We start from the raw sequence: 11,644 nt of genomic DNA, 5'->3' as shown, positions 1-11,644 counted from the left end.
GGCTTGCCGAGCCACAGTTCGGCTGCCGCGGCGAGCCGAACCATCGACAGATTGGTGCCGACCTGTACGATGGCGTCGATGTCATCGCCGTCGAGCGCCATCAGTTCGGAGCGCAACGTGTCCGTGCTCTGCTCGGCGGTATTGGTCCAGGTCCGGCACTGCAGGCATTTGTCGCGAACGACTGCAAACCCCTTGTCGCCGACATGCCCATGACAAGATAGTCCGGCGCGCAGGTCATCACGCTGCGCACGGCCTCCAGCACGTTCGATGCGATCACTTCGGCGCTGGCGCGGAAACTCTCGTTACTGACGGCGTTTGCGTTTGGCGTGAAGATACGGCTATAGTGATTGGTGACGCCGCGTGGGCGCATGTCGTCAAAATCGGGCTGGACGATCGTGTTGGTCGACGGTCCGAAAACGCCGAATTTGCAGCGCCAACCCAGCACGTCAGTCATGGTCCTGTTCTCCGGCTGGAACCGTCGCGGCAACCGCCTCCTCACTCGTCAGCAGATCCGCGTATTTCTGACCCATGTCGAATAAGTTCGCTTCATGCGGACCGATGGCGCGGTCGCCAACGCAATCGGTCAGGACGACCGTACGGAGATTATGCGACACGGCATCGACCACGCTTGCCCGCACGCAGCCCGACGTGGTGCAACCGGCAACCAGCAGCGTATCGACGTGGTGCCAGGTGAGCCAGCCCGCAAATTCCGTTCCGAAGAAGGCTGACGCCTGCCGCTTACGGATGATGAATTCGCCTTCAACCGGCCTGACGGCGTCGACGAACTGGCTGAGTGGGCTGGTTTCAGTGAGTTTCCGCAAGGAGGGAGCCTTCATCGTAAAGGCGCCGGCGTCCGAGCCGTCGTCGGCATACACGACGCGGGTGTGGGCCACCGGCCATTTTCTGGCGCGGGCAACCGGTAGCAGCCGGGCGCTGGCTGCAATCGCGTCAGCAATATTGCCCCCGCCAAAATGATCCGGATCATTGAATCCGTTGACGAAATCGACCAGCACCAAGCCGACCCGCCGACCCAGGCCTGACTTTTGGCCGAGACCCTGACGGGCATAGATGTCGAGATCGGACATGGCACTCTCGCTCGTATCGCTCAGCAGGACCTAAGCTGACACAGATTTGCTGTCCGGACAAATTTGGTTCAAACATGGCTGCCAGTCCACTCGATAAGCCTCGATTCTGGTCAGTTGTCCGGACGAATTTGGCTATTAAAGATGCAGATAATTGGATAGATAAACAGCATGGCAGATCCCGCGCTTCGGCAAGCAATCAGAGACGGCCACTTTATCACCGCGCCTGGCGTCTTCGACCTGATCTCGGCGCTGTTGGCGGACCGCATGGGTTTCAAGGCGCTGTACGCCACCGGCTATGGCGCCGTTGCCTCCGCGCTCGGATTGCCGGACGCGGGGCTCGCGACCTACACCGAGATGATCGATCGTATCGGCCGGATCGTGGATATGACCAGGACGCCGGTGATCGCCGACGCCGACACCGGCTACGGCGGCCTGCTCAACGTGCGCCACACGGTGCGCGGCTACGAGAAAGCCGGCGTTACGGCGATTCAGCTCGAGGATCAGGAATTCCCCAAGAAATGCGGTCATACGCTGGACCGGCGCGTCGTCCCGCTCGCTGACATGGCGCGCAAGATCGAGGTTGCCTCCGATAGCCGCTCCAGCGGCGACTTCCTGATTATCGCGCGGACCGATGCGCGGACCGCCCACGGTCTCGAGGAGGCAATCCGGCGCGGGATTGCCTACGGCGAGGCCGGCGCCGACATTGTCTTTGTCGAATCCCCGGAAAGCGAGGAAGAGCTCGCGGAAGTCGGCCGCCGCATCGACAAGCCTCTGATCGCGAACATGGTCAATGGCGGCCGCACGCCCATGCTTCCGGTCGATGAATTGGCAAAACTTGGCTTTCGCCTTGCGATCTTTCCGGCGGTTGGTTTTCTGGCCGCCGGCCAGGCGCTGCAGAATGCTTATGCGGATTTACAAAGGCATGGCACGAGCACCAAGGCTGTGCCCATGTTTGATTTCTCCCAATTCAACAAATTGCTCGGTTTTGAGGATGTTTGGGAATTCGAGCGCCGTTACAAGGAAACGGACTAGGATGCCGGTTCCTGCCAAGCGACCCGACGGCGTCCAGGATTTAGCGCCATGACGACGACACAAGCGCCGCGTTACGAAAAAATATTCAACGTGCTTTGCAGGCGCCTCGAAATGGGCAAATATCGCATCGGCATGCGCCTGCCGACCGAGTCGGAATTGTGCGAGGAATTCAAGGCCAGCCGGTTCACGGTGCGCGAGTCGCTGCGACGTCTGGTACACCAGGGCATGGTGCAACGGCGCCAGGGTGCCGGCAGCGTCGTGGTCGCAACCAAGCCGCAGGCCCGATACGTTCACACCTTGTCGTCATGGGGCGATTTGTTTCAATTCGCTCTCGATACGCACTATGAATTGCTGTCAGTCAAGCAGGTTTCCTTAACCGCGGACATCGCGTTCGGTGTCGGCGTCGAATCCGGCGAGCGCTGGTGGCAATTGGCCGGTCTGAGGCGAAACGAAAAGGGCGGCAAGCCGTTCAGCTATCTGCAATCCTATGTCGCTCCACGCGCCGGCCCCTATGTGCGCGAACTCGAGCACGTCGTCGGCCCGTTCTACGCACATCTCGCCCAGCGCACCGGTGAGGAGATCCTCAGTGTGGAGCAGGATCTTCAGGGCGCTCCGATGACGGCGGGGATAACCCGCTATCTTCAGTGCAAGCCCGGTACGATCGGGATTTGCGCCTTGCGGCGCTATATCGGTAAGAAGGGGACCCTGATCGCGAGCTACAACTGGCACGTCGCGGAGAAATTTCATTACCGCATGAAGATGTCGCGTGATGCATGAGGCACGGCATTTTGTATTCGATGCGCCGCATGTGTGCTTCAGGGGTAGCTGCAACTGGCTTTGAAACGAGGTGACGCATGAGTTCTGCGTGGTAGGATAAGCGATGATCCGGGTCGGGTGAGATTGACGGATCAAGATGGCGTGATTGAGCGATCGGCTTTGAGTTCCCGCTGTGGGGTCGACATGGTTCGCAATGTTGCAAGTACGTGTTGGGAATGTGCATCGAAATGCGGTTCGTTGATTTCGGTCGAAGACGACGGCCGCGTCAGCAGGATCGTGCCGAACACAAAAAGCCCGGTCTCGAAGGGCGCGTTTTGCGTCAAGGGCATGCGGGCGCTTCCCGAGTGGACCTATCATCCGGATCGGCTGACTCATCCGATGCGGCGCGCAGGTGAGCGCGGCAGCGGCCGGTGGGAGCGTATCAGCTGGGACGATGCGCTCGACGAGATGGCCGACCGAATGGCGGCCATTCGCGGCCGCTATGGGGCGCTCGCGCTGGTTGGTGCGGTGAGCGGAGCAGCCTTCAGTCGCGGTCCGATCATGGCCCTGCTGATGCGATCGATCGGTTCGCCGAACTGGATGATCAACCAGGATCTGTGCGGCGGCTGTCGCGCGGTCAGTGACAGACTGACCGGGCTTGCCATGACGAATGGCGAGGATATTGAGGCTGCGGCCTGCATTCTGGTGGTCGGACGAAATCCGATGGCCGCGGATCCCGTGCAATGGATGGCCATCAAGCGGGCCAAGGCGCGTGGCGCGTCCGTCATCGTGATCGACCCGTTTCGCACCAGCGCCGCTGATATCGCCGATCTTTGGCTGCAGCCCAAACCGGGGACCGACGCCGCGATCGCCATGGCGATGATGCAGCAGCTGATTGCCGCAGGCCGTCATGACGCGGACTTCGTGACGCGGTGGTGCACGGGCTTCGACGCGCTCGCCGAGCGCGTTGCGCCATTCACGGCGGAACATGCCGCCGCGTTGACGGGTGTGCCGGCTGCCGACATCGTGAAAGCCGCGGCTCTTTATGCTGCGGGGCCCTCGGTCTTCGTCAGCGGCCATGGCATCGATGCCGCCAGCAACGGCGTGCAGACCTTTCGGGCCTTTCATTGCCTCGTTGCCATCAGCGGAAATCTCGACCGCGCAGGCGGCAATCGGCGTGCGAAGCGCCCCGCCGGGTTCACCACCTGTATGGATCTGCTCCACGACCCGCGCTTCCGCCTGCCAAAGAAGATCGAGCTGCAGACGATTGGCGCTGCGCAATACCCCTTATGGGCGGGGCCGGCGGGCTGGCAGACTGCGTGTCACAACAAGTCCGTGCTGGATGCCATCCTGACCTCGGTGCCATATCCGGTGCGGGGGATGTATGTCAGCGGCGTCAATATCGCGGTGATGTATCCCGACACGCGCCGGACGCTTGAGGCGTTGAGGTCACTGGATTTTCTCTGTGTCGCCGCGCATACGATGACGCCGACGGCGGCCGTCGCCGATATCGTGCTGCCCAAGACGACAACCCTCGAGGAGGAGGAGGTCGATGTCAGCCAGACCGGCGCATGCGTGACATACACAGCGCCTGCTTCCACGCGGATCGGAGAAGTTCGCTGTGATATGGAGATTGCCGCGGGCCTCATGGCGCGGATGCGTGACCGGGGGGCCTTGACGGCGGAGCTGCTACCGTGGACGAGCCAGGCGGATCTGATCCGGTTTCTGATCGGCGATGCCGAGATCGATCAGGCCGCCCTGCGCAGGGATGGCTTCTTCGAATTTCCGTATGAACTCGGAAATTTCTCGGCTCAGACGTTCAAGACGCCGAGCGGCAAAATCGAACTCTATTCGAGCACGCTTGCAGACCTCGGGCTCGATCCCTTGCCGGATTACGTCAGGCCGCTTTATGAACGCGCAGCCGGATCGGCGAGCGCCGAGTTTCCGCTCGTGCTGCAGACCGGACAGCGCGAGAAAACCTATCATCATTCGCGGTTTCGCGAACAGAACTGGGCCCGAAAGGTGTCGCCGGATCCGACCATCCGGATCCATCCCGAGACAGCGGCGAAATTGGGACTCGCCGATGGAGCGTGGGTTGTCGTCGAGACCGAGGCCGGACCCGCGCCTTGCCGGCTTGTTGCCGAGATCACGGATCGGACGGCGCCTGGCGTCGTCACAACCGGGATCGGCTGGTGGCGCCCGGAGGCAGCCAGCCCCGAATTTGCGGCGCTCGATATCAACATCAACGCGGCTTTGACCTATGCCGGCCCGATGGATCCGATGAGCGGCTCGGTGGATACGCGTGCGCTTCCCTGCCGACTGCTGGTGGCTTGACGGCGTTCCACGCCCCGACCCTCGCGTGGCCCTCCCGTCAGCCAGCCTGGCAGCGATATCGCAGGCGCTGTTGAACTGGAACGCAAGATGGTGATTAGTTCGACCAACAAAGCCTTGGTAGCTCGGTTGTTCGACTTCTGACGGGGTGGCTATGGAATCTCCTGTCTATTATTTGTCCAGCATCGGAATTGGCATTGGGTTTGCTTGCTGCTTGTCACGGAATTTTTCCGAAGCAGGGAGCAAAAAAATGGATATGGGCGTCTTCATCCCGATTGGGAACAATGGCTGGCTGATTTCGACCGCATCGCCCCAATACAGACCAAGCTTCGACCTCAACAAGGAGATTGTGCAACGAGCCGAGCACTACCACTTCGATTTCGCGCTCTCGATGATCAAGTTGCGCGGCTTCGGCGGCAAGAGCGAATTCTGGGACTATAATCTGGAGAGCTTTACGCTGATGGCTGGTCTGGCTGCGGTCACCAGCAAGATCAAGCTTTTCGCCTCGACGGCGGTGTTGACGCTGCCTCCGGCCATTGTGGCGCGCATGGCCACGACGATCGATTCCATCTCCGGCGGCCGGTTCGGCATCAATATCGTATCGGGCTGGGCCAAGGGCGAATACGAGCAGATGGGGCTGTGGCCCGGTGACGATTATTTCGGCTACCGCTACGGCTATTCCACCGAATACGTCCAGGTGATGAACGAGCTGTGGGCGAAGGGCTCTTCCGACTTCAAGGGCAAGCATTTCCAGATGTCGGATTGCCACATGAAACCGGTGCCCGAGCACAAGATCGAGCTGGTGGCCGCTGGCCAGAGCCCGACCGGCATGGCCTTTGCCGCCACCTATGCTGACTACAATTTCGTGCTCGGAAGCGGCGTGAATACGCCGACGGCACACACCAAGCTCAATGAGCAGCTGATCGACGCTGTCGCCAAGACGGGGCGTGACGTCGGCGCTTACGTCCTCTTCATGGTCATCGCCGACAAAACCGACGAAGCCGCCATGGCGAAATGGATCAAGTACAAAGACGGCGTCGATGTCGACGCTCTCGCCTGGATGGCCGATCAGGGCTCGAAAGATGAGTCGGCGGCGACGTCTTCCACAGCCAAAACCATCAATCTTCCCGAGCAGGCCGTGAACTTCAACATGGGAACGATCGTCGGATCTTATGCAACGGTTGCAAAGCTGCTCGACGAGGCGGCCAAGGTGCCGGGGACAAAGGGCATCATGCTGACATTTGATGATTTCGTCGAAGGCATCGAGACCTTCGGCAAGCATATCCAGCCGCTGATGGAATGCCGCGCCACACGACTTCAATCCGCGGCTTGATAGGATCGCGCAGGATCAACCGGTAGCAAACCTCTCGGGGGCGCTTGACACACATGCCGATGCGCGACGGGTCTCGCGCGTCGGCATGTTGTCGGGGCGGGAGTGGGGAGAATGTGCTGGGAGGCTCAGGCGGGACGATTCATGCATAATCCGGACGTTTCGCTGCGCGGGATCGGGCAGGTTATTTGTAGGCTCTCTGAATATTGAATCAGACTTGCATTGCGCCTGTCACCAGTGGCCGCTGACGAGGATTTCGCCTCTGCGGTTTTGCGCTTGACTCGCATAATTCGTAAGTTATATATCTTCGATAACCAAAGAGTTATCGATGGGCATGCTACAGCCGCACGACACGCTTTTCAAAACGCTCGCTGATCCGACCCGACGGGCCATCTTCGAGCGGCTGTGTCGCGACGGAGAACAGACGGTCGGGGCATTGACGGCTCAGGCCGGGGTCTCGCAACCGGCCGTGTCAAAACATCTCGGGGTCCTGAAGCAGGCCGGCCTGGTGCGCGACCGCCACGAAGGCCGCCAGACGCACTATAGCGCTCAGCTCGGCGCCCTGGCACCGCTGATCGACTGGACGAGCCAGATGGCCGGCTTCTGGCAAAGCCGGTTCGACCACCTCGAAGATCTGCTCAAGAGGATGGACCAATGACCGATCCGGCGACAGAGACGCGCTGCGTCGTCGTCGAACGGGAGATATCTTATCCGCCGGAAAAGATCTGGCGCGCGCTCACGCAACCACACCTGATCGAGGAGTGGCTCATGAAGAACGACTTCAAGCCTGTGATGGATCACCGTTTCAATCTCCGCGCGGACTGGGGTGCCGTCGAATGTCGGGTCCTGGCAGTCGAGCCGAACAAAACGCTGTCCTACACGTGGGAGGCCCATGGTCTCGAGAGTGTCGTCACGTGGAGTCTCAGCCCGACCAGCACGGGGACCCATCTGCGCATGGAGCAGTCCGGTTTCCGGCGGGATCAGCAGCGGGCCTACCAGGGCGCCAAATACGGATGGCAGAAGTTTTTTGCCAATCTGGAGCAGGTCTTGGCGCGGACGGATTGACGGGGCCAGGCAAACTTCAAAGCGAGGACCTGTTTACAAAGCCGTGCATCGAAAACGCGACAAACGGAGGAGGGACCGATGAAGATCAAGTTGACCAGCGTGTATGTGGACGACCAGGAGAAGGCTCTGCGCTTCTATACCGACGTGCTGGGCCTCACCAAGAAGGCCGATTTCAGCAATGGGCCGTTTCGCTGGCTGACGGTGGCCTCGCCCGACGAGGCGGACGGAACTGAGCTGCAGCTCGCGCTCAACGACAATCCGGCAGCCAAGGCCTACCAGCAGGCCATCTTCCAGCAGCGCCAGCCCGCAGTCATGTTCTACACCGACGACGTCGACGGCGATTACGAGCGCATCAAGGCGCGCGGTGCCGAGTTCGCCATGCCGCCGACCGCAGTAACCGGTTCGACGATCGCCCAGCTGAACGACACCTGCGGCAACCTCATCCAAATCACCCAGCTGGCGCGCTGGTAGTGGACTCCGGTCGCTCGCCAGAGCCAGGTGAACGCCCGGGGCCGCCCCCTGCACGGTGATGTAACTCAGTGCCTCTCGGTGTGCTAATGTTTACGATTATTGCATCGCGGAGACAACCGGCGGAAAGCGGCAAATATGAAGCGCCTCGCGGTTGAAGCCAAAGATCCAACAGATCCATCGGAGCGGGTTGATCAGCTGATCGCGGGACTCACGGACTGGCGCGGCAAAACCTTCGCCGACATCCGCAAGGTCATCCTTGAAGCCGATCCCGAGATCATCGAGGAATGGAAGTGGATGGGAACCCCGTTGTGGTCTCGCGACGGCATGATCGCGGTTGCCAACGCCCATAAAGAGTGGGTGAAGCTGACCTTTGCCTACGGCGCGCGCCTGCCGGATCCTGACAAGCTGTTCAACGCAGGCTTGGAAGGCAACGCGCGGCGGGCGATCGATTTTTGCGAGGGCGATGAGATCAATAAGCCCGCCCTGAAAAATCTGGTCCGTGCCGCGATCGTTTACAATCAGAGCAAATCGAAGAAGAAGGTACCTGCGGCTCCGCGGGCGAAAGCACGCAAACCAAAAAGGCGTGAGGCCGGCCCTTTTTTCCGCTGACGCTCGTCTGCAGCGCCCCTGGGCAAGCCGCCTTTTTTGGAAGCCTCGGCGTTTCGCCTCCAATAAAACCGGTGGACACTCGCGAAACGGTCATGCGCTGACCGCCGATTTCGCAGACACTCGTCGGCCCGCCTGCTCGCGTTGGCTGAACGGAATGTATCTCGATGGTAACCACGCGCCGAAACTTCAACTCCCTTGCCAAATCCTCTGCCAAGCCAAACAGGGAACCCAAGCTCGCGCGCACGCATGCGCCTCCCGAACTATCGCTGGTGGACTGGCAGCGCGGCTTGCGTCGCCAGTATGGCCGCGAACAGTCGTTCGGACTTGAGAATCTGGGCACCGAACCATTCTTCTCCGAATTTCGGGTCAGCAATCCCGTGTCGAAATCCAGTTATCGGGTCGCGATTCGTGGGCCAGGGCCGGGCGGCAATTTCTGCTCGTGCCCCGATTACGCCACCGCCGAATTGGGAACCTGCAAGCACATCGAGTTCACGCTGTCGCGGCTGGAGAAAAAGCGCGGCGCCAAAGCGGCGTTCGCGCGCGGTTATCAGCCTGCATTCTCGGAACTCTATCTGCGCAATGACGGCCAAAGCCGCGTGCATTTTCGCGCCGGCACGGATTGCCCGCCGGCGCTGATCAAGGCCGCGGCGGGTCTGTTCGATGCCGAACATGACGGGATGCTACCGGAGCAGCGTTTTGGCGAGCTCGAGCATTTCATGGCGATGGCCGCGAAAAGCGGTCACGAATTTCGCGCCTATGACGACGCCCTCGATTTCATCGCTGGACGACGTGATGCGGAGCACCGGACCGCGAAGCTCAGGCAGCTATTCCCGCGCGGCGCCGCGGATCCCAACCTGTTGTCGCTGCTGAAGGTGCCGCTCTATCCCTATCAGGCCGAGGGCGCGCTGTTCGTGGTGCAGGCCGGCCGGGCTCTGATCGCCGACGACATGGGACTGGGCAAGACCATCCAGGCCATTGCCGCGACCGAGATACTGGCCAGGGATTTCGGCGTCTCGAAGGTGCTGGTGATCTGCCCGACCTCGCTCAAATACCAGTGGCAGAGCGAGATCGTGCGTTTCGCCGGGCGCGACGGTGACAAGGCGCCGCGTGTCATCAGCGGCAGCCGGGCCCAGCGCCAGCAGGACTTTGCCCTGGACGATTTCTGCAAGATCACGAACTACGAAAAGCTCAAGCCCGATTTGGACCTGATCGCCGGCTGGGGGCCTGAACTGGTGATCGTCGACGAAGCGCAACGGGTGAAGAACTGGAACACGATCGCGGCGCGCGCGCTGAAGCGCATCGACAGCTCCTATGCGATCGTGCTGACCGGGACGCCGCTGGAAAACAAGCTGGAAGAGTTGATCTCCATCGTCCAGTTCGTCGATCAGCATCGGCTGGGGCCGACCTGGAAGCTGCTGCACGAGCATCAGGTCAAGGACGAGGCCGGCCGCGTCACCGGTTATACGTCCCTGGAAAAGATCGGCCAGACGCTGGCGCCCATCATGATCCGCCGACGCAAATCGGAGGTGCTGCGGCAACTGCCTGTTCGATCCGACCAGAACCTGCTGGTGCCGATGACCGAGCCACAGATGCTCCATCATCAGGAAAACGCCGATCAGGTGGCGAAGATCGTGCAGCGCTGGCGCAAGACCAGGTTCCTGTCCGACAAGGACCAGCGCCGGCTGACCTGTGCCCTGCAGAACATGCGGATGTCGTGCAACAGCACTTACCTGCTCGACCAGGAATCCGATCATGGCGTCAAGGCCGACGAACTGGCGGCCGTGTTCGATGAACTGTTCGCCGACCCCGACGCCAAGGCTGTGGTGTTTTCACAGTGGACACGGACCCACGATATCGTGATCCGCAGGCTCGAGGCACGTGGGCTCGGCTACGTCAGCTTTCACGGCGGCGTGCCGTCGGAAAAGCGCCCCGCGCTGGTCGAGCGGTTTCGCGACGACCCCTCATGTCGCGTGTTCCTGTCGACCGATGCCGGCAGCACGGGTCTCAATCTGCAGCATGCGTCGACTTTGGTGAACATGGACCTGCCGTGGAACCCGGCGGTCCTCGAACAGCGCATCGCACGCATCCATCGCATGGGGCAGGCGCGGCCGGTACGGGTGATCAACTTCGTCGCCAAGGGCACCATCGAGGAAGGAATGCTTTCGGTGCTGGCGTTCAAACGCTCCCTGTCGGCGGGAATTCTCGACGGCGACAGTGGCGAGATTTCGCTGGGCGGCTCGCGTCTCAACCGCTTCATGAAGGACGTGGAAGGCGTCACCGGGCAGATGGGCGAGGGCGCGGCGGTGACACCTGCCGAAGAAATCGGGACGACTGCTGCCGCTCATCACGCCGCAGCGGAGGAAGATCATGACACGGAGGCCAATGCCGACGCCAGCGAACCAGCGATCACACGGCCTGAGGGGAATGGATCAGCGGCGCCCGCTGCAAATCCCGATCCGTGGCAAGGCTTGATCCAGGTCGGCGCGCAGTTCGTTGGCGCGCTCGCGGCCGCCAACGATCCCGGCGCGCCGGCGCATCCCTGGATCGAGCGCGATCCCGCCACCGGCGCGAGAAATCTCAAAATCCCGCTGCCGCCGCCGGAAACCGCAAGACAACTCGCCGATGCGTTGTCGGTGCTCGCAAACAGTTTGCGGGGCGGCTAGGGCGCATCGCCGGCAGGCTCGGTCCCGATGCCAAGCTCCGCGCATTGACCCCATCGTCCAAGATACGTCGATCTGCTGCATGGCGCGACGCAATCGAAGCGGGGCGCCGCGCAGGTCGCTGCTGATCAGCTATGCCAAAGCGTCGCAGCAGGAGACTTCGGGCCGTGCGCATGAATCAGGACGAAGTGTTCGACGGTTTGTCGGTGTTGACCAATGAATAAATCGCCTAGACTGGCGGAATGATCGAACGTTGCTCTTTCGTCATGGTTGACCTGGCCCCGCCGTTCAAGTCGAAGTTACGA

11 protein-coding genes are annotated in these 11,644 nt (G+C 61.2%); 9 read left to right on the top strand and 2 right to left on the bottom strand.

Annotated elements, in window-relative coordinates:
* Positions 1-100: 100 nt before the first annotated feature.
* Positions 101-454: a hypothetical protein gene (locus tag WCB02_RS19690; RefSeq protein ID WP_423960606.1), complete on the bottom strand. Its 354-nt coding sequence runs from the start codon at positions 452-454 to the stop codon at positions 101-103.
* Positions 447-1,013, bottom strand: coding sequence for an isochorismatase family protein (locus WCB02_RS19685; protein ID WP_423960610.1), 567 nt, complete (start codon positions 1,011-1,013; stop codon positions 447-449). Before WCB02_RS19685 ends, WCB02_RS19690 begins: the two co-directional genes overlap by 8 nt.
* Positions 1,014-1,253: 240 nt before the next feature.
* On the opposite strand from WCB02_RS19685, the gene WCB02_RS19680 reads away from it, so the two are divergent.
* The 9 genes from WCB02_RS19680 to WCB02_RS19640 all read left to right on the top strand — a co-directional run bounded on the left by WCB02_RS19680 (position 1,254) and on the right by WCB02_RS19640 (position 11,342).
* Positions 1,254-2,117: an isocitrate lyase/PEP mutase family protein gene (locus WCB02_RS19680; protein ID WP_423960604.1), complete on the top strand. Its 864-nt coding sequence runs from the start codon at positions 1,254-1,256 to the stop codon at positions 2,115-2,117.
* A gap of 48 nt (positions 2,118-2,165) precedes the next feature.
* On the top strand, positions 2,166-2,894 hold the full coding sequence (locus WCB02_RS19675) for a GntR family transcriptional regulator (RefSeq protein ID WP_423960602.1): 729 nt from the start codon (positions 2,166-2,168) through the stop codon (positions 2,892-2,894).
* 183 nt (positions 2,895-3,077) lie between these two features.
* Positions 3,078-5,207, top strand: a complete 2,130-nt coding sequence (locus WCB02_RS19670) for a molybdopterin-containing oxidoreductase family protein (protein WP_423960600.1) — start codon at positions 3,078-3,080, stop codon at positions 5,205-5,207.
* A 247-nt stretch (positions 5,208-5,454) separates the two neighbouring features.
* Positions 5,455-6,537 (top strand): pyrimidine utilization protein A, encoded by a 1,083-nt coding sequence (rutA, locus tag WCB02_RS19665; RefSeq protein WP_423960598.1) that lies wholly within the window; start codon positions 5,455-5,457, stop codon positions 6,535-6,537.
* A 331-nt stretch (positions 6,538-6,868) separates the two neighbouring features.
* Entirely contained in the window at positions 6,869-7,192 is a 324-nt protein-coding gene (locus WCB02_RS19660; protein ID WP_423960608.1) for an ArsR/SmtB family transcription factor, read from the top strand.
* Positions 7,189-7,599, top strand: coding sequence for an SRPBCC family protein (locus WCB02_RS19655; RefSeq protein ID WP_423960595.1), 411 nt, complete (start codon positions 7,189-7,191; stop codon positions 7,597-7,599). The genes WCB02_RS19660 and WCB02_RS19655 overlap by 4 nt, the downstream gene beginning before the upstream one ends.
* Positions 7,600-7,677: 78 nt before the next feature.
* A complete protein-coding gene (locus WCB02_RS19650) occupies positions 7,678-8,070 on the top strand; it encodes a VOC family protein (RefSeq protein ID WP_423960593.1) in 393 nt (130 codons plus the stop codon).
* A 135-nt stretch (positions 8,071-8,205) separates the two neighbouring features.
* Positions 8,206-8,679 (top strand): DUF1801 domain-containing protein, encoded by a 474-nt coding sequence (locus WCB02_RS19645; protein WP_423960592.1) that lies wholly within the window; start codon positions 8,206-8,208, stop codon positions 8,677-8,679.
* A 164-nt stretch (positions 8,680-8,843) separates the two neighbouring features.
* Positions 8,844-11,342 (top strand): DEAD/DEAH box helicase, encoded by a 2,499-nt coding sequence (locus WCB02_RS19640; RefSeq protein ID WP_423960590.1) that lies wholly within the window; start codon positions 8,844-8,846, stop codon positions 11,340-11,342.
* The last annotated feature ends 302 nt before the right edge of the window (positions 11,343-11,644 follow it).

The organism is Bradyrhizobium sp. (assembly GCF_049581145.1).
GTDB lineage: Bacteria > Pseudomonadota > Alphaproteobacteria > Rhizobiales > Xanthobacteraceae > Bradyrhizobium.
This window is presented reverse-complemented; position numbering and strand designations above follow the sequence as displayed.

Bases quoted from the DNA above. Each gene is read 5' to 3' on its own strand.
- WCB02_RS19655 (WP_423960595.1), top strand. From the start codon at position 7,189: ATGACCGATCCGGCGACAGAGACGCGCTGCGTCGTCGTCGAACGGGAG.
- WCB02_RS19680 (WP_423960604.1), top strand. From the start codon at position 1,254: ATGGCAGATCCCGCGCTTCGGCAAGCAATCAGAGACGGCCACTTTATC.
- WCB02_RS19645 (WP_423960592.1), top strand. From the start codon at position 8,206: ATGAAGCGCCTCGCGGTTGAAGCCAAAGATCCAACAGATCCATCGGAG.
- WCB02_RS19650 (WP_423960593.1), top strand. From the start codon at position 7,678: ATGAAGATCAAGTTGACCAGCGTGTATGTGGACGACCAGGAGAAGGCT.
- WCB02_RS19640 (WP_423960590.1), top strand. From the start codon at position 8,844: ATGGTAACCACGCGCCGAAACTTCAACTCCCTTGCCAAATCCTCTGCC.
- WCB02_RS19670 (WP_423960600.1), top strand. From the start codon at position 3,078: ATGGTTCGCAATGTTGCAAGTACGTGTTGGGAATGTGCATCGAAATGC.
- rutA (WP_423960598.1), top strand. From the start codon at position 5,455: ATGGATATGGGCGTCTTCATCCCGATTGGGAACAATGGCTGGCTGATT.
- WCB02_RS19660 (WP_423960608.1), top strand. From the start codon at position 6,869: ATGCTACAGCCGCACGACACGCTTTTCAAAACGCTCGCTGATCCGACC.
- WCB02_RS19690 (WP_423960606.1), bottom strand. From the start codon at position 454: ATGACTGACGTGCTGGGTTGGCGCTGCAAATTCGGCGTTTTCGGACCG.
- WCB02_RS19675 (WP_423960602.1), top strand. From the start codon at position 2,166: ATGACGACGACACAAGCGCCGCGTTACGAAAAAATATTCAACGTGCTT.